Below are 22,457 nucleotides of genomic sequence, written 5' to 3' on the forward strand. Positions count from 1 at the left end.
GTCAGGCGTCCTTCTCCTCCTCGGCGATATCTTCCAGCGTCCGGCCACTGACGACGGATTTGGGTTCCGTGGAGACCGGATTGCGGCGCGCATCGGCCTCCTCGTCATCCATCTTCACCAGCAACCATTGGCCTTTTTCGTCATCGATGCGCTGCAGCGCATAACCGCCCGCAAGCTTCCTGCCTTTCAGGCGCACCAGCACATGGCCCGCGGCCAGCGCCTCCTCCATCGGCATGAGATCATCGTTCTTCCAGGTGATGTTCTCGTATGGACCGCGGTCCCAGATCAGTACGGTGCCGCCGCCATATTCCTCTTTCGGGATGATGCCCTCGAATTCGGCGTAGTCCAGCGGGTGATCTTCGGTTTCTATGGCCAGTCGTTTGTCCGAAGGGTCGGTCGACGGTCCCTTCGGGACTGCCCAGCTTTTCAGCACCCCGTCCACCTCGAGCCGGAAGTCGTAGTGCAGCGTGCTCGCATCGTGCTTCTGGATCACGAAGATCGGCGCATCGCCCGGTGAGCGCGACGAGCCTTTCGGTTCGCCGCTTCTGGCCAGATTGCGCTTGCGTCGATAATCCTTGATCGACATCGCCTTGATTTTCCCGCCGAACGGCCGGCACCCTTCCAGTTGCCCGGGCTTGCGGAAGCAAAGGCATCCGTTTTGGTCGCTCGGAAAGGCTCGGCCTGATGAACGCCTAGCCTGGCATATAGGGGAAGTGTTCGGCTTTGCACGCCTTCCTGCTTGTTCCGATCACCTGAACCGGCGAGAACGATACCGCCCTTGAAAGCCTGTCCCAGGTCCGGACCTGGAGACAATCATCGGCCGGTTTTCTTGCGCCACTCCTCGTATTTCTTCAGGCTCTCCTCCCTGGTCGGAGGATAAAGTCCGATGATCGGGGTACCGGCCTTGACTTCCTCCAGCACGAAATCCTCGAAGCTTTCCATGCCGGTGCATTCCTCGGCGATCTCATCGGCAAGATGGGCCGGGATCACCATCACGCCGTCCCGGTCGCCGACCAGAACATCGCCGGGAAATACAGGCGCATCGCCGCAGGAGATCGGCACGTTGATGTCGAGCGCCTCATGCAGGGTCAGGTTGGTCGGCGCGGATGGCCTGGCGTAGTAGGCCGGCATGTCGAGCGCCCCGATGCCCTCGGCGTCGCGAAAGCCTCCATCCGATACGACACCCGCAGCACCTCGAAGGGCCAGGCGCGTGATGAGGATCGAGCCGGCGGTGGCTGCCCGGGCATCCTTGCGCGCATCCATGACGAGGACCCAACCGGGAGGACAGGTCTCCATCGCAACACGCTGGGGATGATCGGCGTTGCGGAAGACGGTGATCGGATTGCGGTCTTCGCGCGCCGGAATGTAGCGCAGGGTGAAGGCCTGGCCCACCATGTTCTCCGACTTCGGCGACACTGGAGATACGCCCTGGATGAACTGGTTGCGGAGACCGCGCTTGAAGAGCGCGGTGGCGATCGAGGCGGTCGAGACCTTTTTCAACTTGGCGCGGGTCTCGTCGGAAAGCGTGTAGTCGGTCATCGGTCCCTCAGAATATGTCGGGTTCGCCGGCCGCGCGGCCGAAATCGGATTGCAGGAAGTCGAAGTCGCAGCCCTGGTCGGCCTGCGTCACATGGCGCGAGAACATGTAGCCGTAACCGCGCTCGAAGCGAGGCGCGGGCGGCGCCCAGGCAGAGCGGCGGCGGGCGAGTTCCTCCTCATCCACCAGCATGTCGAGACGCCGGTTCGGCAGGTCGAGGCGCACGATATCGCTGCTCTTCAGAAGCGCCAGCGGACCGCCGATATAGCTTTCTGGCGCGACGTGCAGCACGCAGGCCCCGTAGGACGTGCCGGACATGCGCGCGTCGGATATGCGCAGCATGTCGCGATGGCCCTGTTTGATCAGGGCCTTCGGGATCGGCAGCATGCCCCATTCGGGAAAGCCCGGCCCTCCCAGTGGCCCTGCATTGCGTAGAACCAGCACGTGGTCCGGTGTGACATCGAGAGTTTCGTCGTCTATCGCGGCCTTCATTTCGGAGTAGGTGTCGAAGACCAGCGCCGGCCCTTCGTGGACGTGGAGCTTCGGATCGCAGGCAGCAGGCTTGATCACCGCGCCGTCCGGACAAAGGTTACCGCGCAGAACCGCGAGCGACCCCTCGTGATAGACCGGGTTAGACAGCGGGCGGATCACATCGTCATTGTAGACTTCCGCGCCTTGGAGATTTTCGCCCATGGTCTTGCCGGTGACGGTCATCGCGGTGCAATCGAGCCGTTCCTCGATCTGCTTCATCAAAGCCCGCAATCCGCCAGCATAATAGAAATCCTCCATCAGGTAGTCCTTGCCCGCCGGACGGACATTGGCGATCAGCGGCGTCACCCGCCCGAGCTCATCGAGATCGTCGAGCGTGAGGTCGACGCCCGCCCGGCGCGCCATGGCAATCAGATGCACTACCGCATTGGTCGAGCAGCCTGTGGCCATCGCAACGACAGCCGCATTCCGACAGGCTGCGGCTGTGACGATCCTGCCCGGCGTCAGGTCTTCCCAAACCATCTCGACGATGCGGCGGCCGCACTCCGACGCCATGCGCTGATGGCCGGAATCGACCGCGGGAATGGATGATGCGCCGGGGATCGACAGGCCCATCGCCTCGGCGATCGCCGTCATTGTCGAGGCCGTGCCCATGGTCATGCAGGTTCCGGCAGAACGTGCGATGCCGCCCTGGATGCCGAGCCATTCCTCGTCCGTAATGTTGCCGGCCCGGCGCTCGTCCCAGTATTTCCAGGCATCCGAGCCCGAACCCAGGATCTTGCCGGCGTAGTTGCCGCGCAGCATGGGGCCGGCGGGGAGATAGATCATCGGCACGCCGGCCGACAGCGCGCCCATGACCAGCCCGGGCGTGGTCTTGTCGCAGCCGCCCATCAGCACGACGCCATCGAGCGGATGGGAGCGGATCATCTCCTCCGTCTCCATCGCCAGCATATTGCGATAGAGCATGGAGGTCGGCTTGGTGAAGCTTTCGTCCACCGACAGCGCCGGCATTTCGACCGCGAAGCCGCCGGCCTGCAGGACGCCCCGCTTCACGTCCTTCACCCGCTCCGGAAAATGGGCGTGGCAGGTATTGAGTTCCGACCAGGTGCTGAGCACGCCGATCACCGGCTTGTCGCGAAAGTCCTCTTCCGCGTAGCCAAGCTGCATCATCCGTGAACGATGGCCGAAGCTGCGAAGGTCATCCGGTGCAAACCAGCGCGCCGAACGAAGAGTCCTGGGGTCTTTTCTGGTCATCGTCTCATCCGGTAAACGCGAAAATCAGCCATGTAACGAAGAGTGTTAACGCAACGCCGAAGACTTCGGGCCAATTGCCGAAATCGTGATGGTCACGCCTTTCCTCCGCCGTGAATTCCGGAGCGGAAATCTCCTCGTCCTGACGGGTGAGATCCGGATCGTTGGTCTGCATCCGTCCCTCCTTAGTTGAGCAATGCCGGGAGCCAGAGCGCGAGCCCGGGAAAAAACAGCACCAGGAACAGCCCCACCGCCTGCAAGGCGATGAAGGGAAGCACCGCAGAGAAGATTTCCTGCAACTTTATGTCCTTCGGCGCCCCCACCCTCGCGGCAGAACCCAAGCATCTACTCCGGCGTGTCATAGCCCGAGATCAGGTCGCCCATGATCGCGTAGGCCGGCTCCCGACCGGAGAAATAGTTGACCGAGGTGAAGTCACCGTCGAGCACGCCGGCGGCAACCGCTTCCGGCGTTTCCTTGGCCGGGACGACCGATCCATTCGGCGTGAGCACGATCTCCACGCGCCCCTCGGTCATTTCCTTGATCTTCGGAAGCCAGGTCTCGGTCAGATACTGGGTGGAGAAGTCACCCGCGTTGAACGAGGTCTGGATAGTCAGCGTCTCGGCATGCGCGAACCCGGTCAAAGCCGTGAACGAGGCCGCGAGCAGCGCGGTCTTGGTGAACTTCATGCTGTCCTCCTTGTGGGATCGCACGGAACCTCCTCGTTCCGCTAAGTGATACACTAATATATTAGTGCATCTCTCACAAGAGCGTTGTATGCTGAGTTTGACAAGCATCGGATTCGCTAGAGGGATCAGGATGATGGACGGAAAAGTGCCTTCGATGTTCGAGGCCGGCGACGTACTTTCCAGGACGCCGCAACGGCCGCGCGTCAGGCGGATCTCCGCCAGCCAGCAGATCCACGACATGCTGAGGGAGCGCATCGTGTCGCTTGAGCTGGTGCCGGGCGAGAGCCTGTCACGCAATGAGATCGCCGACTATTACGGCGTCAGCCAGACACCGGTGCGCGATGCGATGCTCAAGCTGGAGGAGGAAGGGCTCCTCGTAATCTACCCGCAGTCGAAGACCGAGGTTTCGAAGATCGACATCGATCAGGCGCGGGAAACGCAATTCCTCCGCCTATCGATCGAGCTCGAGGTCACCCGACGATTGACGCTGGAGGCAGGCAGGGAGAAGCTCACGACGGCGCGTAACATCTACGGGCTGCAAGAAAGGGCGCTGGAGGCGCGGGATCTCGACAGATTTTCCCGCCTTGACCGGCAGTTCCATCGCTCGCTTTTCGAAGCCGTTGGCGTCGCCAATCTTTGGGAACTGGTGGTCTCGCGCTCGGGCCATATCGACCGTCTGCGTAATCTCAACCTGCCAGACCCCGGCAAGCCGGCCAATATCCTCTACTACCACAAGCAGATCCTGGATGCGGTCGAAGCCGGCGATCGCGCCGCAACTGAACTGGCCGTGCGCGAGCATCTGTCTGGCACGCTCGCCCAGGCGAACGACATCATGGCCCGCCACCCGGATTATTTCTGAGCCCGGAGAAGATCAATCTGCAGACCTGTCGCCGTTCCCCTCCCGACCGGCAAGGTAGCGAGCGTAAGGCCGGGCGGAAATGCCATGCGCCACGACGCTCAGCAGGATCGTACAGGCTGCCGTCGACACGATGACCGACGAGCCCGGAATTTCCGATTGCAGCACCATTACCGCGAAGACCACGCTGGCCAGACCGCGCGGACCGAACCAGCCGACGAAAAATTTCTCGTATCCGGCCATACCGCTACCCCGCAAAGCCAGCCAGACCGGCAGCATGCGGATTACCGTCAGGCTGAGGACGGAATAGGCAAGCATTCGCCAGTCGAAGTCGACGAGCATTGTGCCGATCGCGGTTGCGCCGAAAGCCACCCAGGTGACAAGCGCCAGCGTGTCGCCGGTGCTCTCGGCAGCGAGGAGGAAACGCTCCTTGTGGGCGCGGACCATTCCACCGAACAGAAGTCCGGCGCTGAAGGAAGCGATGAAACCGCTGCCGCTGAAATTCTGCGCAGCCGCATAGGCGACGAGCGCTAGTGCCGGGACGGGCAATTGCAGCCAGCTTCTCGTGATCCAATTGCGATGGGAGAAGTTGCGGACGAGAAATGCGCCAACGGCCGCGACCGAAAGTCCGATTCCGATACCGACGCCGATTTCCTGGAGAACCAGCACGAGCGTGTAGCTGGCGAAACCGGCCACCTCGACGCCATGTGTTGCAAGGGCCAGTAACGCCAGGAATATCGGCACGCATATGCCGTCATTGAGGCCGCTTTCGACATTGAGCGAGGTCCGGATGCCATTCGGCACCGTCACATCGGTGACGACCGCCTTGCCGAGCGCAGCGTCGGTCGGCGACAGCGCCACAGCCAGGAGCCCTATCTCGATCAGCGAAAGCGCTCCGAACAACGGCAGCGCGCATAGAAAACCCAGCAGGATTGTCAGCGGCAGGCCGACGAGTAGGAGCCTGCGCGGCAGGGACAAGGTCATTGCCAGTTCGCGGAGATCCGTTCTCGCGGCGTCGGTAAAAAGCACAAGCGCCAGAGTAAGTTCGGCAAGCGTGCCGAGGCCCTCGGCCTCGACATTGAGATCGAGGACGCCAAATCCGAAAGGACCCAGAAAAAGACCAAGCAGGACGAAGACGATGGCACCGCTGAAAGGCGTTCGTTCGAGAAATGCACTGACGCCGGCGTAAATGAATACGATTGTCGAAAGGATGGCGACGACTTCATACATGCCGTCTACCCGATCGGGTATTGTTCAATGCGCCATCTCATTCGGCGGCCGCCGCATAGCGATGGGGAGCGGCCGCGATCATATCCGTCACCTGCTTTTTGAGATCCGCGCGCTGCTGCGACCCTTCTGCGGCGTAGTTGAGGTTCTTGAAGGTCCCGGTGAGCCTGGTGAAAAAATCGCGGGCCTCGGCCTTTTCCTTGAAGTCGAAGTCCCGCTTGGCAACACTCGTCACGAGATCGAAAGTTTCCCGCTGCCGCGCCAATGGCGCGGAGATATCGACATCGTCAAAAGCATCCTGCTGCAGGTAAACCATATCCAGGAACAGCGCCTTCTGCTGGGTGACAAAATCGTCCGTCGAGATGCCTTCCTCGCCGGTCACCTGCATCATTCTAGATATCTCGTCGCCCCGGCGCAGGAGTTCCACCATTTCCTCGACGCGGCCAACCCATTCGCCATCGATGTTCTGCTTGTACCAGTCGGACAGCTGCGGGTGGTAGCGCGACCATGACAACAGCGGATCGACCGCGGGATAGAAGCGCTTGTAGGCGCGCTCATAAGACAGGCCGAGAAACGTCTTCACGGTGGCAAGGGTCGCCTGTGTGACCGGCTCCTCGAAGTTGCCGCCCGCCGGCGAGACAGTGCCGATCATGGTCAGCGAACCGAGCGATCCGTCGCCGATGCGGAAGACCCCGGCGCGTTCGTAGATGCCTTTGATCGCAGAATCGAGATAGGCGGGAAACGCCTCCTCGCCCGGAATTTCCTCCAGCCTGCCGGAGGTTTCGCGCATCGCCTGCGCCCAGCGCGAGGTGGAATCGGCGATCAAGAGCACGTCGTAGCCCATCTGCCGGTAATATTCGCCAAGTGTGATGCCGGTATAGATCGAGGCCTCGCGGGCGGCGACCGGCATGGACGAGGTGTTGCAGATGATGACCGTGCGGTCCATCAGCGTGCCATCGCCGGAGGGATCCGGCTGGCTCGGGAACTCCGTAATCGTCTCGACGACCTCACCGGCACGCTCGCCACAGGCCACGACGATGACGATATCCACGGCGGAAAAGCGGGAGATCAGCGACTGCAGCACGGTCTTGCCGGCGCCGAATGGTCCCGGGATACAGCCCATTCCGCCGCGCGCGATCGGGAAGAAGGTATCGATCAACCGGATCGTCGTGATGAGAGGTTCGGACGGGTAGAGCCGCTCCGCCTCCCCGAGCGGAGACAAGGCCGAGGGAATGGGCTTCCTGACCGGCCAATGCTGTATCAAATTCAATTCCCTTTGCTGGCCTTTCCTGTCCGAAATCGTCGCAACCACGCTTTCGATGGTGAAGGTGCCTTCGCGAATGCGTTCCACCATCCATTCGCCCTGAAGGGTGAAAGGCACCATGATGCGGTGCTCGAAGCGCCCCTCCGGGACGGTGCCGAGAACCATCCCTGCCCGCACCGTATCGCCCGCCTTGACCTTCGGCGTGAAGGCCCATTTCCGGGTCCGGTCGAGCGGGTTGACCAGAACCCCGCGCGGCAGGAAGAAGCCGTATTGCGAGGCGATCTCGGCAAGCGGGTTCTGCAGCCCGTCGAAGACGCCGGAAAGCAGGCCCGGACCGAGGGCCGCCGACAGCATCTCGCCGGTCTGGATCACCCTGTCGCCGATCCGGACCCCGCTTGTGCTCTCGAAGACCTGGGCCTCGGCGAAATCACCGCGCACGCGCAGCACCTCCGCCTTGAGATATTCCCGCCGCTCTCCGCTCCGCTCCGGGCCATGGGGAATGATGAAGACCACTTCGTTCTTGACGAGAGGTCGCGACCCGGTCGGGCGTATCGTCACGAGATCGTCCTGGACCGCGGAAATCTCGGCCGAAGGCTCCGGCAGGCTGGACTGGCTGGTCATGGATGGACCTCCTGCTGAAGGGCGCTTTCCGGATCTGGAACGACAGCGAAAGGCGGCGGCGCGCTTTTCAGGGCGTCGGCAAGCAGCGAGCGCAGACGTTCGGCTGCTTTGGCAGTGCCGTAGACGCTCCAGCGCTCGACGATTATCCAGCGCAGGACATAGGCGACCACCGCCGTGAAATCGAATTCATGCCCCGCCGAATGGCGCCCGATCTGGCGAAAGACGTCCGTCAGCACGAGCCGCTCGACGGCGACATGATCGCCGGCCTTCATCAGGCGGTCCGCCTCCGCGACCCAAGGCATGATCTGCGACAGGCCAAAGCCCGGATCGCTCCAGTTATCCCGGATCGACCGGCACCAGCGGCCGAAACCCCAGGCGGAAATGTCGCCAGCCTCGCGCGCTCCTTCCCGACGGCGGCGCAGGGCTGCGATCAGGGTGCGTGTCTCCATGCGGGAGCGGACGAGATTCTGAATATCGGGATATAGATCGAGATCGCCGATCACGGAGCGGGCAAGCGCGATGACCTCGGCGTCGGTGTCGATTTTGGATACAGAAGACCAGGCGGTGATCGAGACGACGCGATCGAGCAGCCGGGCGTGCTCGCTTTCCAGCAACGTCAGCCGCTCATCCAACCGGTAGCGCGAAATGCCGGTTCCGTGCTCGCTGAAGAGCCGGCCGATATGCGGGAGGCTGGAGATCAGCGTGATATATTGAAGCCGGTCGCTCATCACCTAGCGCACCACTCCTTCCATCAGGGCGCGGAAGCGCGGTTGCAGATGCTGGGTCAGCAGCGCGGCTATCGCCTCCTCCGTGAGATCGATGGAGAGATCGCGGTCGACGAGCCTGACCTTGATGCCCTCGAAGCCCGGCGCGGAGGTGAAGGTCACGCCCTTGCGGAGCACGTCGGCGGCGACCGCCACCACAAAATGGGTCAGTGTGCCGGCCTTCGCAGCCTCCGGCGTCTTCTTCAGTTCATCGAAGGTGACGAGCCGCTCGGGAAGCACGATTTCCATCGCATCCTTTGCGGTGATGCCGGAATCCTTCTTCGCCTTGGCAGCCATGGCGAGGATCAGGTTCTTCAGGAAGTCCTCGTCGACGAAGGCATCGCCCAGGATCCGCCGGGTCTCGTCGCCGATACGGGTGCCAAGCTCGTTGCGAAGCCTCAGGACGAGATCTCGGGCGGCGATCTTCAGCGCGTCGTTGGCAGCAGCGGTTTCGGCGGCAGCATCGGCTTTCGCCTTGTCCAGGATCGCCCCCGCGCGCGCTTCCGCATCGGCGACTAGCTTGTCGGCCTTGGCCCTTGCGGCGGCAAGGATGCGATCCGCCTCGTCCTGTCCCGCCGAAATGCCTTCGCTCTTCAGGCGGTCGATCAGGGCCTGCACGCCGGCGCCGGCGGGCGAAGCGGTGGTCTCAGAAATCTTGGCCATCTTTCGCCTCCATCCGATCAGGCCGGTATCGAACCGCTCAGCACCAGCGCGAAGACGAGCGCGAAGACCGCGAAGCCTTCAAGCACGGCGGCCGGCGCGAGCGAGATGCCGAAAATCTCGGGCTTTGCTTTCGAGGCATTGATGGCGGATGCGATTGCCTCGCCCTGGCGGATGCCGGCATAGAGCATGGCGACGCCCGCCAGCAGGCCAATGCCGAAGATGGCGCCCGCCGCCTCGGCCGTCATCTGGTCACGCTGCAGCGAGAACATGATGACAATGCCGTAGATGACCTGCGAGGACGGCATCAGGGATACGCCGATGAAGCGGCCGTGGCCGCTTTCGGTGTCGAGCATGGCGCCGATCGCAGCACTCCCCCCGATCCCGCAACCGATGCAGCTGCCGATGGCACCTAGCGCGACAGGCGCATAGAGGCCAAGCCAGCCAAGGGCCATCACGAACTCATTCATTGGCCTGTCTCCTGCTTCCTGAAGGGACGAAACGCCTTCCCCTCGTCCTTCAGACCCCAATTGAAAAACTCGATGACGTTGAGCCTGAGCCCGTGCACGACGCCGGCGATGAGGCCGAGGCCGATATTGATGGCGTGGCCGATGACGAGCACCGCAAAGGCGATGAGCACGCCAATGCCGGGCGCGGCGTGGACGAGTTGTCCAGACAGCGTGTTGATCGTTTCCGCAAGCGAGGCGGCGGCAAGGCCCAGCGCGAAAAGCCGCATGTAGCTCAACACGTCGCTAAACATGTTGGTGAGACGGAATACGGAACCCAGACCGTCGAACACACGCAGGAACGCGGTCTTCGGCGAGGTGATCTCCCGGTCGCTGCCATAGACGCCGACCATGACGAGGCCTGCGCCCGCAAGCGCCAGCCCGCCGACCTGCAACGGGCGAATGTCCGCCCCGAGGAATGCCGTCAGGCCGCCCACCGCCACGAGGCACCAGCCTATCGGCTGCAATTGGCGGCTGCGGGTCTTCGCGTGGCGGCTGCTCATCAGGTTGGCCAGCACGACGTGCACGACGCCGATGGTCAGCGTCAGCTTCATCATCGCCTGAACATTCTTCAGGTTCATGATCTTGAGATGGGCGAGCAGGCTTCCTTCCGGCGGCGTCAGCCCGAAATAGCTTCCCGTCAGCACACCGAAGAGGGCGGTGGATGCCATCAGCCAGTAGCCCATGACCAGCATGCGGCGGCCGTTCTCGCTCGTTTCGAACCGCTTGCGGAAGACGTAGAGTAGACCAAGGAGCAGCAGGCCGTAGCCGACATCCGTCATGATCATGCCGAAGAAGAGAATGAAGGACACGTAGACGATCGACGACGGATCCCAGTCGCGATAGGACGGCGTCTGATAGAACTCGACGAGCAGTTCTCCGCCGGCAAGCTCCGGTCGGTTGGCGAGAAGCGTCGGAACGTCGTCGCCTCTGTCCGCATCTTCAACGATGACAGCGGTACCGAACACTTCCGCAAGCTGCCCGACCTCGGGAACGCGTTCCGCCGCGAGCCACCCCTGCATGGCAAAGACGCGCTCGTGATCGGCCGTCTCAAGGGCCGCACGGCGACGTGCCGACCGGTCCTGCGCCTCGGCCAGATGTGCGGCCATCAAAACGCGCCACTTGGTGAGCGCCCGACGTTCCGCCCAAAGGTCCTCAAGCAGCACCTCGATCGCCTCAAGCTGGCGCTCGAGCTCGGACAGCGAATGTTCGCCGACATGGACGCGCGGTACCGGCATGGCGTCCACCGGCGGCTCTTGCGGCGAAAGCAGAACGACATACGCAGAGCGGCGGTCACTATGGACGATCTCCAGCACCTTGCCCGCGGGATCGATCGCCGAAAACCTGTTATGCGGCACCACATAGAACCAGAGCCGATAACCGCCGACTTCCTCAAGGCCGGCAAAGGAAAACTCGCCCCAGGGCCGTACATCCTTGATGCGCTTCAAAAGGGCGGCGCGCCGGTCCTCCGCGTCGAGCAGCGCCTGACGGTTGGCAATGGCGGCGGCCGTCACCTCATCGACATCAAAGCCTTCCTTGTCGGTGACGGCCCGGCGCGGCGCCGGACAATCAATCAGCCAGCGAAGCGCGTTGACCGCATCCCGCCCGGTACCGCTCGGCACCGCTTCCAGTTCCTTCTGTGCCGGGCGCAGCGGGATCAGGTGCATGGCGCCAAAAGCCTGCACGGCTTCCAGCACACGCTCCTTGTCGGCCAGGACGCCGACGATGCTGACCTTCTTCAGCGGCACGATTGTCATATCTCGGCCACCCCGCCTTCGGCGGCACGGGCCGCGGTCTTGCGCTTGGCGATCTTGGCGCGGATCACCGCATCACGCTCGGCGTCCGCCAGCGCCATCTTCACCCTGCGGATCGTCTCCTGTGCCTGAGGGATCAGCACCTTCTCGAACAGATTCACTCGCCGCGAAATCACGATCTCGGCTTCGGCCAGCCGCTTGAGGCGCTCGCGCATGACGTCGAGCTCCAGGCTCTCGCGAATGAGATCGCGTAGCGCCTCCACCACCGGATCCACCCAATGGGGGCGCCCGAGCAGAGGATAAGGCTCGACTTCGACGTCCACCTTTCCAAGCTTCGGGAGAATGGTGCCCGACAGGTTCTGCTCGCCGACGTCCACCGCTTTCAGCGTCACCAGGCCGTCCAGCGGCACGAGGTCATTGGCCAGCATCGGAATGCGGTCGGCGATCTCATGAAACCGGTCGTGGAATTCCTTTTCCATGCGGGCCAGATCGGCCTTCGCCCTCGCCCGCTCCGCCATGATCTGCAATCGCTTCAACTCAAGCGACGGCAGGAAGCGCCGGTATTCGGCGAGCTGGCGCGTCTCGCGCTGCAGGGTCGACTTGTTGAGGGCAGGCTTTGCCATCAGGCGGCCTCGTTCCTGGACGCGGCCGACGCCTCCGCCGGATAATATTTGTCGATCAGCGCCTGCTTCATCAAAAGCTGATCGGGACGGAAACATTCGCCGAGCGTCTTCCACGCGAGATCCAGCGCGGCTTCCAACGGCAACGAGACCTCGATACCCATGAAGCGCACGCGGAACAGTTCGCCGAATTTCAGAAGCTGGCGGTCGTAGTCGGACAGTTCGAAGGCCATCGCCTGTTTCTGCGCCGCATCGCGCGCGCCCGAGTAGAAGCGGATCATGGTGTTCATGATCTGACTGTGGTCCTCGCGCGTCACCTTGCCGATGACATGCTGCTTGAGGCGCGACAGCGAGCCGAACGGATCGAGCACGCCGCTGTGGAGGTAGAACTGTCCTTCGGTGATGTAACCCGTGTTGTCCGGCACCGGATGGGTGAGATCGTTGCCCGGCATGGTGGTCACCGACAGGATGGTGACGGAGCCAGACCCCTTGAAATCGCAAGCCTTTTCATAGCGCCTGGCGAGCTGGGAATAGAGATCGCCGGGATAGCCGCGATTGGCCGGCACCCGCTCCATGGCGATCGAGACTTCCTTCAGCGCATCGGCGAAGGCGGTCATGTCGGTCAGGAGCACGAGGACGCGCTTGCCCTCCTCCACCGCGAATTTCTCGGCAACCGCCAGCGCGAGATCGGGCGCAAGCAAACGCTCGACCACCGGATCCGAGGCCTGGTTGACGAACATCACCGTGCGCGGAAAGACGCCGGCATCCTCGAAACGCCGGCGGAAATAGGCGTAGTCGTCGAAGATGAGGCCAAGACCGGCGAAGACCACCACATCCGCATCCGCCTGAATGCCGATGCGTGCCAGGAACTGGTTGTAGGGCTCGCCGGATACGGAAAAGATCGGGATCTTCTGGCTTTCGACGAGGCAGTTGAAGACGTCGATCATGGGCACGTCGGTGCGGATCATGCGCGAGGCGAGCACCCGTTTCATCGGATTGGCGGAAGGGCCGCCGATCGGGACTGTGGGATCGCTGGAGAGATCGGGGCCACGGTCTATCGGCTTGCCCGCACCATCAAAGACCCGGCCGAGAATATTCGCCGAATAGGTGACGCGCATCGGCTCGCCGAGGAAGCGCACCCGGGCATTGTTTGGCAGGCCCTTGGTGCCGGAATTCACCTGCAGGGAAATCAGGTCGCGGTCGATGTTGATGACCTGGGCGGCGGAATGAAAACCCTCGTCACTATCGACCAGCGCGAGATCGCCGAGGCAGGGACGGCTGTCATCGCCCCTGCTCTTCGCCGAGACCCTGATGCGGATGATATCACCGACGATGTCGAGAATGCGGGTATGCGAGACGAGCATCGATCACCCCCGAAATACGCCGGGCCGCCGCCCGATAGAAAATGCCGGCGGGCCGCTGCAGCCCGCCTTCTCCGCTTGCGTTCTAATGCTTGCTGCGCGAGGTCGGCTTGCGGGCCGCAAGCGATCCTGCCTTGGGAGCATGCGGCATAACCGCGACGGGTTTGGCGCCGCGCGCCGCGATCCGGCGCGGCCCATCGGGCGCTTCCATGCCGAGGATCTTCTCCACGCGGGCCATCAGCTCCTTCACGTCCAGAGCAACATCCGGCCGCCATTCGGCGAGCCGGCGCAACAGGGCGACGGCCTCCTCGCGTTCCTGGCGTGTTTCCAGCAGCATGGGCAGGCTTTCGAGCGCCTTGTCGACGTCGTGCGAGACCATGAGCGCGGCCTCACGCGCTTCGGTTTTCAATTCCGCCCAGGATATTCCGTCAAAGCGCGGATGGCTCTTCCAGATCTCCTGGGCGGCCGCATAGCCGCGCGCATCGACGCGCCCGGTCTCGCGGATCGAGGCATAGATGACGCGCATGACCGCCTGACGGAACGAGCCCTGCTGGCAACGCTTCTCGATCGCGGCAAGCTTCAGATCGCGAAGTTCCTCGATTTCCTTGCGTTTGGAAGCGCGCGGCTTGCGGCTGTCGGCATAGCTTGCTGCCTGCCCGGAGAGCGCGACAACCAGCGGATTGGTCCAGATGCCTTTGAACACCTGCTCCAGCATCAGGTCGCGCTGCGCCGTCATCTTCTCCAGGAAGGCTTCGCTGGAGCGCATGATCAGGTCTTCGGTGCGGCGGTAGACATTATCCGGCTCCGCCTCCTCGCGCTTTTCGCGGATGGCGTTCGCCGCAACCTCGATACCGGCCATGAAGGGATTAACGTCCGAACACCAAAGGTATCGCTGGCGCTGGGGATGGAAGAAGCGCTGCATCTCGGCCATGCCTTCATTGGCGAACGGTTTCAGCCACGGACTGACGAAAGTCTCGTAAAGGCCCTCGTTCACTTCCGACATTTGGGCGACGACCTCGAAAGGCTTCTCGTCGTCGCGGCCATCGTCATAAGCACGGATGTCGTCAAGCGTGCGTGCTTCGAAACGGGCGACATAGGCCGGAGCACCGGGCGTGACGCCGCCTTCCGGCTCTATCTCCTCGATCACCATCTCGAAGAGGCCAGGCGGCAGGGTTTCGATCAGCTCGATGGAACTGACGAATTCGGCATGCTCCTTCACGGCCACCTTGCCGGACACGAAGATGCCCAGATGGCCGACGGAGCGGTTGACCGTGTAGACGATCGTCTGCTCGTTGGCGCGGATCTCCTCCACGTCGTCATAGAGATCGAGGATCCAGTTCAGCGCCTGCGGCGGCGGCGTGATGTTGTCGCCCTCGCTGGCGATGACGACGATCGGCGCACGGATCTCGCGCAAGTCCACCGGATCGCCGCTGCGGTCGACGAGGCGGCCGCGCGTCAGCTTGTTGCCGATGAAGAGTTCGGACGTGAGTTCGAGGATCTCGTCGCGGGTCAGCAGGAAATGGCCGCTCCACCAGCGCTCGAAACCGAGATAGCGGTCGGCTTCCGTGTCGACCTTGGAATAGAGGTTATAGGGCTTGCCGATCAGCGCGTTGGCCGGGTTCAGGAATTCGAAATTGGAGACCAGATTGGCGCCGTCGAAGATGCCGCCCCCCAGATCGGCGGCAAGCGCGGCCAGCCAGTTGCCGCCGGTCAGCCCGCCGAAATAGCGCATCGGGTCCTTGCCCTCCTTGCCTGCCCAATAGGACAGCGGCGAGCCGGCGATGCTGATGACGGAGGCCTGGTCGGGCGCCAGCGCGGACAGGATCATGATCGCCCACCCGGCCTGGCAATTGCCTACGATCGCGGGCTTCGCCTCCGCGTCGGGGTGAAGCTCGGCCACTTTGTCGAGAAAGAGCTTTTCGGCGAGGGCGACGTCGCGCAGGGTCTGGCCAGGCACCGGCTTGGGGCGGAAGGCGACGAAATAGACCGGATGGCCGGCGCGAAGTGCGACGCCGACCTGACTCTTTTCCTTCGAGCCGCCGATGCCCGGCCCGTGGCCGGCGCGCGGGTCGAAGACCACATAGGGCCGTTTGGTAGGATCGGTCTTTTCACCCGCCTCCGGCTTGATGCGCAGCAGCATGTAATTGCAAGGACGCTCCAGCGAAGTCCCGTCCACGATCACCTCGTGGTCGAACACCAGAACCGGTGGCTTTCCCGCCCGGTAGTGATCGATGAACTGATTGCCGCGCCGCCGCAACACGTCCATGTACAGGACGGATCGTTGCATTGAATCAAATATATAGGATTGGAGTTCCGTAGCTGCGGGATGCATGTAATACTCCTTTTCGCAGCGAGCTCCCCACGTGAGAGAATAGAATAACGGATCAGTCTATCTTTGATAAAAGTCAATGCCGCGACGAAGTGGAAATTTTACTTAAGTATCACTCACCAAAGGCACTCAGATGGAAACGGATCCGTTCAGCGAGGCTAGCCGTACGTTGTCCGGTAAACGGGGGCTGGTTGTCGGCATCGCCAATGACCAGTCGATTGCCTATGGCTGCGCCAGGGCGTTTCGCGTGCTGGGCGCGGAACTGGCACTCACCTATTATAACGACAAGGCAAAGCCGCACGTCGAACCGCTCGCCAAAGAGCTCGGCGCGACGATCTTCGAGCCGCTGAACGTGCTTGAGGAGGGTCAACTCGAAGCGGTGTTCAAGGTAATCGAAGCACGCTGGGGCGGGCTTGATTTCGTGCTGCATTCCATTGCCTTCGCACCGAAGGAAGACCTGCACGGACGCGTGGTCGATTGCTCGCGCGACGGCTTCCTGACGGCAATGAATGTCTCCTGCCATTCCTTCATCCGCATGGCGAAGCTCGCGGAACCGCTGATGACGCGCGGCGGCACCCTTTTTACGATGAGCTATTTCGGCGCCGAACGCGTCGTCGCCAACTACAACATGATGGGCCCGGTGAAGGCGGCGCTGGAAGCCACCGCTCGCTATCTTGCCGCCGAACTCGGGCCGAAAGGCATCCGGGTGCACGCCATCTCGCCCGGGCCGCTGAAGACGCGGGCGGCGTCCGGGCTTTCCCATTTCGACGACCTGCTGAACGAGGCAGCGGCCACCGCGCCGACCCGATCGCTGGTCGGCATCGAGGATGTCGGCATCGCGACCGCGTATCTGGCTACCGATGCCGCGCGGCTGATCACCGGCAACACGGTCTATATCGATGGCGGCTACCACATCATGGGCTGACCCCGTCGGGAACAAGCCGCCCTGGAGGAAAGACGATGCCGAAGTCCACTGTATGGCGCCTCATCCTCGCAGCCTGCATCGCTGCCCCGCCGGCGACGCTGACCGCCCTGCCCGCGCTGGCGCAACAACAGTCCGCGGCAGCCGACCCGGCAGCAACGGCTGACGATTCCGCGCCGCCGCTGACCGAGGACGAGCTTGAGGTGCTGGTGGCGCGCATTGCGCTCTATCCCGACGAACTGGTGGCGGTGATCTCCGCTGCCTCCCTCTACCCCCTCCAGATCGTCGAGGCGGCGCGCTTTCTCGCCGACTACGAGAAGGACAAGAGCCTGAAGCCCAAGGACAGTTGGGACGGCAGCGTGATCTCGCTCCTGAACTATCCGCAGATCGTCAAGATGATGAGCGACGACCTGGAGTGGACGCAGGCCCTGGGCAACGCGATCGTCAACCAGCAGAAGGACGTGCTGATCGCCATACAGCAGTTGCGCGAGGAAGCGGTCGCGAAGGGGATCATCAAGACCGACGACAAGATGACGGTGACGCAGGACAACGACAACATCGTCATCCAGCCGGTCGAGAAGGAGACGGTCTACGTCCCGCAATATCCGCCGGAAATGCTCTATGAGCCGAATTACGCTCCAGCACCGATCACCTACTATCCCGAACCGTACCCGAGCTATTACTGGCCGTCGGCGACATTCTTCGCCGCGGCCGTGACCGGGGTGATATGGGCAGCCGCCGTCGACTGGAACGACTGGGGCGTGTGGGGCGGCGGCTGGCGCGGCGGCAATGTCGATATCGACTGCAACAACTGCTTCAACAACAATTTCCGTGGCAAGGTGAACCTGAACGATGTCGACTGGAGGAATGTCGACCGCAGCAAGATCAATTTCGACCGCGACCAGCTGAAGAATGTCGATCGCGGAACCATCAAGAACCAGATCAAGGCGAATACCGACAACAGCTTTCGCAAGAAAGCGCAGGATATCCGACGCGACGGCCCGACCACCCGTCCCGGCGGCAAGAACCGGCCGTCCGATATCCGAGCGAGCACCCTTGAGGGCCTGAAGACGCCGCAGCGGCCCAATGCCGGCCAGAGGCCGGCGGCGAAGCCCGGAGCGGGGCAACGGCCTTCGGCAGGACAACGTCAGGCGCAAAGGCCCGCTGCCGCACAACGGCCGGCCGGCAGCAAGAAGAAGGCGGCGACGCGGCCCGCCGGCAAGAAGAAGCCGGCCGCCAGGGCCGACAATCGGCCGAAGAAGGCTTCAGGCCTCGGGCATGTCAGCCATGGCAAGAAGCAGAAGATCTCCTCGCAGCGCGGCGGCAGGAGCATGGGCGGCGGCCATCGCGGCGGCGGCAGGCCGAAACATGGCGGCGGTGGCCGTGGCGGCGGGCGCCGCAGGTAAGGATCGGGCGGAGGAACAAGGATCATGACTACGACCCTTTACAAGGCGTTGCTCGGCTCGGTCATCGGCACGGCAATTCTGGCCGCTGCCCTCGGTTTCAATCCGGTTTCCGCCTTCGCCCAGGAGGAGGAAGGTATCGCAAGCTTCGCTTCCAAGGAGGAGCCGCTGGCGTTCGATACGCCCGAGGCCGCAGTCGACGCTTTCAAGAAAGCGCTCGCCGATAACGATATCGACCGCCTTTCGCGGATTCTCGGCCTGGACCCGGCGAAGATCAGGGCCAACGACGACACCATGAACAGCTACGAGCAGATCCGCGAGGGCGCCGCGAAGCTTGTGGTCGTCGAGGACGAGGGCGACCGCAAGATCGTCGAGATCGGCGAGAAGCTGTGGCCCCTGCCCTTCCCGATCGCCAAGGGCGACGACGACAAGTGGTTCTTCGACACGTTCACCGGCTTCGAGGAGATCATCAATCGCCGGGTCGGCGAGAACGAGCTGGAGGCAATTGACACGATGCGCGCCTATGTGGACGCGCAGAACGACTACGCCGACGCAGACCACGACGCCGACGGCGTCAACGAATACGCCCAGTTGCTGATCTCGAGCGAGGGCCAGCAGGACGGGCTCTACTGGGAAGGCGAAGGAAGTCCGGCAGGCGACTTCGTGGATCAGGCGGCGCTCGACAAGGCCAAGGCCGGCGACGGCTATTTCGGCTATCGCTACAAGATCCTGAAGGGACAGGGCGACAACGTGGCCGGCGGTGCCTACGACTACGTAATCAACGGCAACATGATCGCCGGTTTCGGCCTTATCGCCTGGCCCGTGAAATATGCCGAAACCGGCGTCAATACCTTCATGGTGAACCAGCACGGCATCGTTTACGAAGCCGACCTTGGACCGGCGACCGAGGAGATCGTGAAATATATCGACCGGTTTAATCCGGGCGACAACTGGAGCATAGCCGGGGACTGAGGGGCGGCTGACGATCGCGACGGCGGTAGCCGGGCAGCGTTCGCGGGGAGCGTGTCATTGTTTGAATAGAGTGCGGGCTTGCGCCCACCCTGATTTCCGAATCCCGGGTCATCGCTCGGCTTCGCCTCACTCGGCCGGGATGACGGCGCAGAGGCGGACGCTTGCCACACACCCGGGTGTCATCCCCGGCTCGACCGGGGATCCAGTAAACACCTGAGTCAGCGGCTAAATCTCCGGCGTCAGCGGTTACTGGATGCCCACCTGCGTGGGCATGACAGAGTGTGTGGAAAGCCCTCGCCCCACTCTCCCCTCATCCCGACCCGCGTGGGCATAAGCGCATCGCGAGAGCCGGGATCCAGACATCGTTCGCGCGTCAGCGCGGCTCCATCATGACGAGGGCAAGCCCCCGCCCGGCGCATCCTATTCCTCGGCCGGCTGAATGAGGATCGCCCGGAAGTCGTTCACATTGGTCAGCGTCGGTCCCGGCACCACCTGATCGCCAAGTGCTGCAAAGAAACTATGGCTGTCATTGCGGGCGAGATAGTCGGCGGGATCGAGGCCAAGGTGCCGGGCTCTGGCAAGCGTCGTGGGATCGATGACAGCGCCGGCGACATCGGCGGCACCATCGACGCCGTCCGTATCGCAGGCGATTGCCGAAATGCCCACTTCGCCATCAAGCGCAAGAGCCAATGCCAGGGCGAATTCCGCATTGGGTCCACCGATACCGTCGCCGCGCCGCGTGACAGTGCATTCGCCACCCGACAGAAGCAGCACGGGTCGGTCACCGCGCTTCAGGCTATCGCGGATGCGAAGGGCGAATGCCGCCTGCTCGCGGGCGACTTCCCTCGCCTCGCCTTCTATGGCGTCCCCCAGAATGCGCGGTTCGACACTGGCGGAGCGCGCCAGTTCGGCCGCCGCTTCCAGCGACTGGGAAGGCGCCGCGATCACGCGGTTTTCGACCCTGGACAGCTTTTCGGCGCCGGGGGGCAACACGCCGCCGCCACCAGAAGCGAGTACATCGCGCACGGAGGACGGCAGATCGATCTTCAGCCGGTCGAGGATCCCGACCGCTTCCGCAACGCTGGTCGAATCTCCAACAGTCGGGCCCGAACCGATGAAGGCGGGATCGTCGCCCGGCACATCGGAGATCATCAGCGCGAGCATATCCGCCGGATGGCTAGCCGCGGCAAGCTGACCTCCCTTCACCCTGCTCAGGTGCTTGCGCACCTTGTTCATCTCGTCGATCGGCGCGCCGGAGGACAGCAGCGCGGAATTGATCGCCTTCTTTTCTGCGAGGGTTATGTCGCCGGCGGGTTGCACGAGGAGAGCCGAGGCACCGCCGGAAATCAGCGCCAGTACGAAATCCCCCTCACCGAGGCCGGAGACGAGATCGAGCATGCGCGCCGTCGCGGCAAGCCCGCGCTCGTCCGGTACCGGATGCGAGGCCTCGATGATCTCGATACCCCGGCACGGGCGGGCATATCCGTCGCGGGTAATGACGAGGCCTTCTTGCGGTCCCCAGACGGACTCGACGGCTTCAGCCATGCGCGCCGAGGCCTTGCCTGCGCCGATGACCAGCACCCTGCCCTCCGGCCTCCGCGGAAGGGCAGCCGGGACGCAAAGCATCGGGTCCGCGACTTCAACGGCGCGGGCGAAAAGTCCCTTCAAGAACTCGGTCGGATTTCCCTCGAAAGACATTGCCTGCCCTTGATCAGGCTCAGGCCACCTCGCGGGCCAGGGCGCAACGCGACCACAGGTCGTTCAGCGCGCCGACAAGATGGTCGATATCCGCGTCCGTATGCAGTGGCGTCGGCGTGAAGCGCAGCCGCTCCGTACCGACCGGCACGGTCGGGTAATTGATCGGCTGGACGTAGATGCCGTAGTTGTCGAGCAACAGGTCCGACAGGAACTTGCACTTGGCCGCATTCTTCACCATCACCGGCACGATATGGCTAGGATTCGGCAGATGCGGGATGCCGTGCGCGTCGAGTCTGGCGCGCAGCTTCTCAACATTGCGGCGCTGCTTGGCCCGCTCCAATTCGCTTGCCTTCAAATGCCGGATGGAGGCCGCAGCCCCTGCGGCAAGGGATGGCGGAAGAGCGGTAGTGAAGATGAAGCCGGAGGCAAAAGACCGGACGAAGTCGCAAAGCAGGCTGGACGCAGCGATGTAGCCGCCCATCACGCCATAGGCCTTGCCGAGGGTACCCTCGATCACGGTCAGGCGGTCCATGACACCTTCGCGTTCGGCGACGCCGCCACCGCGCGAGCCGTAAAGGCCGACCGCGTGAACTTCGTCGAGATAGGTCATGGCGCCGAATTCATCGGCGACATCGCAGAACTCGGCGATCGGGGCGATATCGCCGTCCATCGAATAGACGCTCTCGAAGGCAACAAGCTTCGGCCGCGAGGGATCGTCGGCCGCCATCTGCCGGCGGAGATCTTCCGGCGAATTGTGCTTGAAGATGCGCTTCTCGCAGCGGGCATGGCGGATGCCCTCGATCATGGAAGCATGGTTCAGCGCATCCGAATAGACGATGATGCTCGGAATCTTCGAGGCTAGCGTGCCGAGAGCCGCCCAGTTGGACACATAGCCCGACGTGAAGATCAGCGCCGATTCCTTGCCGTGCAGATCGGCGAGTTCGCGCTCCAGCTCCACATGATAGTGATTGGTGCCGGAAATGTTGCGCGTGCCGCCGGCACCCGCGCCGCAACGGTCGATCGCCTCCTTCATGGCTGCCGTCACGACCGGATGCTGGCCCATGCCGAGATAGTCGTTCGAACACCAGACGGTCACATCCTGCGTGCTGCCGTCGGCCCGATGGCGAAGCGCACGCGGAAAGGCGCCGGACTTGCGCTCGAGATCACAGAAGACGCGGTAGTTGCCCGCTTCCTTCAGACCGTCGATCGCATTCTTGAAGAAGGTGTTCATATCCATCTCGGCGCCTTTGCTCCTTTCTGCTTGACGCAGCTTGTCTACGCCGTGGCGCAGACAGTCAAGTTCGCGAGAGTGATTACAAGAGTATCACCGTCCGGTAGATAACCTCTACATGCTTCTCGACAAAGCGGAAATTGAAGAATTCCGCGCATTTGGCCGCCAATTTGGCGAGGCAATTTGTCACCCTGCGGGAAACCCTTACCTTCGGCTTTCTGGAAAGCGCTACAAGGGGATAAGGTCGAAACGGGAGAGATTGCAACGGCAGGGTGAGTCTGTTGGCTGAGGTCGTGCAAAAAAGC

The 22,457-nt window shown here is 62.8% G+C and carries 20 protein-coding genes; 4 read left to right on the top strand and 16 right to left on the bottom strand.

Annotated elements, in window-relative coordinates; translation table 11 throughout:
- Nucleotide 1 precedes the first annotated feature (1 nt).
- From H2509_RS10510 to H2509_RS10530, 5 genes are all read right to left on the bottom strand, one after another.
- On the bottom strand, nt 2-586 hold the full coding sequence (locus H2509_RS10510) for a DNA polymerase ligase N-terminal domain-containing protein (protein WP_182164991.1): 585 nt from the start codon (nt 584-586) through the stop codon (nt 2-4).
- Nucleotides 587-813: 227 nt separating this feature from the next.
- Nucleotides 814-1,539: a ribonuclease activity regulator RraA gene (locus H2509_RS10515; protein WP_182164993.1), complete on the bottom strand. Its 726-nt coding sequence runs from the start codon at nt 1,537-1,539 to the stop codon at nt 814-816.
- Nucleotides 1,540-1,546: 7 nt separating this feature from the next.
- Nucleotides 1,547-3,280 carry an L-arabinonate dehydratase gene (araD, locus tag H2509_RS10520; RefSeq protein WP_182164995.1) on the bottom strand — a complete coding sequence of 578 codons (1,734 nt, stop codon included), beginning with the start codon at nt 3,278-3,280 and terminating at the stop codon, nt 1,547-1,549.
- 4 nt (nt 3,281-3,284) lie between these two features.
- Complete coding sequence (locus H2509_RS10525) at nt 3,285-3,452, bottom strand: hypothetical protein (protein WP_182164997.1); 168 nt, start codon at nt 3,450-3,452, stop codon at nt 3,285-3,287.
- A 170-nt stretch (nt 3,453-3,622) separates the two neighbouring features.
- Nucleotides 3,623-3,964 (bottom strand): type 2 periplasmic-binding domain-containing protein, encoded by a 342-nt coding sequence (locus H2509_RS10530; RefSeq protein ID WP_209001904.1) that lies wholly within the window; start codon nt 3,962-3,964, stop codon nt 3,623-3,625.
- A gap of 130 nt (nt 3,965-4,094) precedes the next feature.
- Between H2509_RS10530 and H2509_RS10535 the strand changes: the two genes are divergently transcribed.
- Nucleotides 4,095-4,823, top strand: a complete 729-nt coding sequence (locus tag H2509_RS10535; RefSeq protein WP_209001905.1) for a GntR family transcriptional regulator — start codon at nt 4,095-4,097, stop codon at nt 4,821-4,823.
- A gap of 12 nt (nt 4,824-4,835) precedes the next feature.
- Here H2509_RS10535 and H2509_RS10540 read toward each other — a convergent pair whose 3' ends face one another.
- The 9 genes from H2509_RS10540 to H2509_RS10580 form a co-directional block, all read right to left on the bottom strand.
- Complete coding sequence (locus H2509_RS10540; RefSeq protein ID WP_182164999.1) at nt 4,836-6,050, bottom strand: cation:proton antiporter; 1,215 nt, start codon at nt 6,048-6,050, stop codon at nt 4,836-4,838.
- Between the two features lie 37 nt (nt 6,051-6,087).
- Nucleotides 6,088-7,932, bottom strand: coding sequence for a V-type ATP synthase subunit A (locus tag H2509_RS10545; RefSeq protein ID WP_182165001.1), 1,845 nt, complete (start codon nt 7,930-7,932; stop codon nt 6,088-6,090).
- Complete coding sequence (locus H2509_RS10550; protein ID WP_182165003.1) at nt 7,929-8,660, bottom strand: hypothetical protein; 732 nt, start codon at nt 8,658-8,660, stop codon at nt 7,929-7,931. Before H2509_RS10550 ends, H2509_RS10545 begins: the two co-directional genes overlap by 4 nt.
- A gap of 3 nt (nt 8,661-8,663) precedes the next feature.
- Nucleotides 8,664-9,359 carry a hypothetical protein gene (locus H2509_RS10555; RefSeq protein ID WP_182165005.1) on the bottom strand — a complete coding sequence of 232 codons (696 nt, stop codon included), beginning with the start codon at nt 9,357-9,359 and terminating at the stop codon, nt 8,664-8,666.
- Nucleotides 9,360-9,376: 17 nt separating this feature from the next.
- Nucleotides 9,377-9,826 carry an ATP synthase subunit C gene (locus tag H2509_RS10560; protein ID WP_182165007.1) on the bottom strand — a complete coding sequence of 150 codons (450 nt, stop codon included), beginning with the start codon at nt 9,824-9,826 and terminating at the stop codon, nt 9,377-9,379.
- Complete coding sequence (locus tag H2509_RS10565) at nt 9,823-11,619, bottom strand: V-type ATP synthase subunit I (RefSeq protein WP_182165009.1); 1,797 nt, start codon at nt 11,617-11,619, stop codon at nt 9,823-9,825. The genes H2509_RS10560 and H2509_RS10565 overlap by 4 nt, the downstream gene beginning before the upstream one ends.
- Nucleotides 11,616-12,239 carry a V-type ATP synthase subunit D gene (locus H2509_RS10570; protein WP_182165011.1) on the bottom strand — a complete coding sequence of 208 codons (624 nt, stop codon included), beginning with the start codon at nt 12,237-12,239 and terminating at the stop codon, nt 11,616-11,618. The genes H2509_RS10565 and H2509_RS10570 overlap by 4 nt, the downstream gene beginning before the upstream one ends.
- On the bottom strand, nt 12,239-13,600 hold the full coding sequence (locus tag H2509_RS10575) for a V-type ATP synthase subunit B (protein ID WP_182165013.1): 1,362 nt from the start codon (nt 13,598-13,600) through the stop codon (nt 12,239-12,241). The genes H2509_RS10570 and H2509_RS10575 overlap by 1 nt, the downstream gene beginning before the upstream one ends.
- A gap of 82 nt (nt 13,601-13,682) precedes the next feature.
- Nucleotides 13,683-15,929: a DUF3141 domain-containing protein gene (locus tag H2509_RS10580; protein ID WP_328805048.1), complete on the bottom strand. Its 2,247-nt coding sequence runs from the start codon at nt 15,927-15,929 to the stop codon at nt 13,683-13,685.
- A gap of 130 nt (nt 15,930-16,059) precedes the next feature.
- On the opposite strand from H2509_RS10580, the gene fabI reads away from it, so the two are divergent.
- Genes fabI through H2509_RS10595 form a run of 3 tightly spaced genes read left to right on the top strand, consistent with a single transcriptional unit; the run spans nt 16,060 to nt 19,223 of the window.
- Nucleotides 16,060-16,851 (top strand): enoyl-ACP reductase FabI, encoded by a 792-nt coding sequence (gene fabI, locus H2509_RS10585; RefSeq protein ID WP_182165017.1) that lies wholly within the window; start codon nt 16,060-16,062, stop codon nt 16,849-16,851.
- A gap of 35 nt (nt 16,852-16,886) precedes the next feature.
- On the top strand, nt 16,887-18,254 hold the full coding sequence (locus H2509_RS10590) for a DUF3300 domain-containing protein (RefSeq protein WP_182165019.1): 1,368 nt from the start codon (nt 16,887-16,889) through the stop codon (nt 18,252-18,254).
- A 24-nt stretch (nt 18,255-18,278) separates the two neighbouring features.
- Nucleotides 18,279-19,223: a DUF2950 family protein gene (locus H2509_RS10595; RefSeq protein ID WP_182165021.1), complete on the top strand. Its 945-nt coding sequence runs from the start codon at nt 18,279-18,281 to the stop codon at nt 19,221-19,223.
- Nucleotides 19,224-19,643: 420 nt separating this feature from the next.
- Here the strand turns inward: H2509_RS10595 and H2509_RS10600 are convergent, their stop codons facing one another.
- Nucleotides 19,644-20,921: a glycerate kinase type-2 family protein gene (locus tag H2509_RS10600; protein ID WP_182165023.1), complete on the bottom strand. Its 1,278-nt coding sequence runs from the start codon at nt 20,919-20,921 to the stop codon at nt 19,644-19,646.
- Between the two features lie 19 nt (nt 20,922-20,940).
- Nucleotides 20,941-22,158, bottom strand: coding sequence for a 5-aminolevulinate synthase (gene hemA, locus H2509_RS10605; protein ID WP_182165025.1), 1,218 nt, complete (start codon nt 22,156-22,158; stop codon nt 20,941-20,943).
- Nucleotides 22,159-22,457 lie beyond the last annotated feature (299 nt).

The organism is Stappia albiluteola (assembly GCF_014050225.1).
Classification (GTDB): Bacteria; Pseudomonadota; Alphaproteobacteria; order Rhizobiales; family Stappiaceae; genus Hongsoonwoonella; species Hongsoonwoonella albiluteola.

Excerpts from the sequence above, each read along its gene's own strand:
- H2509_RS10550 (WP_182165003.1), bottom strand. The coding sequence starts at position 8,660 with ATGAGCGACCGGCTTCAATATATCACGCTGATCTCCAGCCTCCCGCAT.
- hemA (WP_182165025.1), bottom strand. The coding sequence starts at position 22,158 with ATGGATATGAACACCTTCTTCAAGAATGCGATCGACGGTCTGAAGGAA.
- H2509_RS10600 (WP_182165023.1), bottom strand. The coding sequence starts at position 20,921 with ATGTCTTTCGAGGGAAATCCGACCGAGTTCTTGAAGGGACTTTTCGCC.
- H2509_RS10535 (WP_209001905.1), top strand. The coding sequence starts at position 4,095 with ATGATGGACGGAAAAGTGCCTTCGATGTTCGAGGCCGGCGACGTACTT.
- H2509_RS10560 (WP_182165007.1), bottom strand. The coding sequence starts at position 9,826 with ATGAATGAGTTCGTGATGGCCCTTGGCTGGCTTGGCCTCTATGCGCCT.
- H2509_RS10580 (WP_328805048.1), bottom strand. The coding sequence starts at position 15,929 with ATGCATCCCGCAGCTACGGAACTCCAATCCTATATATTTGATTCAATG.
- H2509_RS10525 (WP_182164997.1), bottom strand. The coding sequence starts at position 3,452 with ATGCAGACCAACGATCCGGATCTCACCCGTCAGGACGAGGAGATTTCC.
- H2509_RS10510 (WP_182164991.1), bottom strand. The coding sequence starts at position 586 with ATGTCGATCAAGGATTATCGACGCAAGCGCAATCTGGCCAGAAGCGGC.
- H2509_RS10575 (WP_182165013.1), bottom strand. The coding sequence starts at position 13,600 with ATGCTCGTCTCGCATACCCGCATTCTCGACATCGTCGGTGATATCATC.
- H2509_RS10595 (WP_182165021.1), top strand. The coding sequence starts at position 18,279 with ATGACTACGACCCTTTACAAGGCGTTGCTCGGCTCGGTCATCGGCACG.
- H2509_RS10540 (WP_182164999.1), bottom strand. The coding sequence starts at position 6,050 with ATGTATGAAGTCGTCGCCATCCTTTCGACAATCGTATTCATTTACGCC.
- H2509_RS10515 (WP_182164993.1), bottom strand. The coding sequence starts at position 1,539 with ATGACCGACTACACGCTTTCCGACGAGACCCGCGCCAAGTTGAAAAAG.
- H2509_RS10530 (WP_209001904.1), bottom strand. The coding sequence starts at position 3,964 with ATGAAGTTCACCAAGACCGCGCTGCTCGCGGCCTCGTTCACGGCTTTG.
- H2509_RS10545 (WP_182165001.1), bottom strand. The coding sequence starts at position 7,932 with ATGACCAGCCAGTCCAGCCTGCCGGAGCCTTCGGCCGAGATTTCCGCG.
- H2509_RS10570 (WP_182165011.1), bottom strand. The coding sequence starts at position 12,239 with ATGGCAAAGCCTGCCCTCAACAAGTCGACCCTGCAGCGCGAGACGCGC.
- H2509_RS10590 (WP_182165019.1), top strand. The coding sequence starts at position 16,887 with ATGCCGAAGTCCACTGTATGGCGCCTCATCCTCGCAGCCTGCATCGCT.
- araD (WP_182164995.1), bottom strand. The coding sequence starts at position 3,280 with ATGACCAGAAAAGACCCCAGGACTCTTCGTTCGGCGCGCTGGTTTGCA.
- fabI (WP_182165017.1), top strand. The coding sequence starts at position 16,060 with ATGGAAACGGATCCGTTCAGCGAGGCTAGCCGTACGTTGTCCGGTAAA.
- H2509_RS10565 (WP_182165009.1), bottom strand. The coding sequence starts at position 11,619 with ATGACAATCGTGCCGCTGAAGAAGGTCAGCATCGTCGGCGTCCTGGCC.
- H2509_RS10555 (WP_182165005.1), bottom strand. The coding sequence starts at position 9,359 with ATGGCCAAGATTTCTGAGACCACCGCTTCGCCCGCCGGCGCCGGCGTG.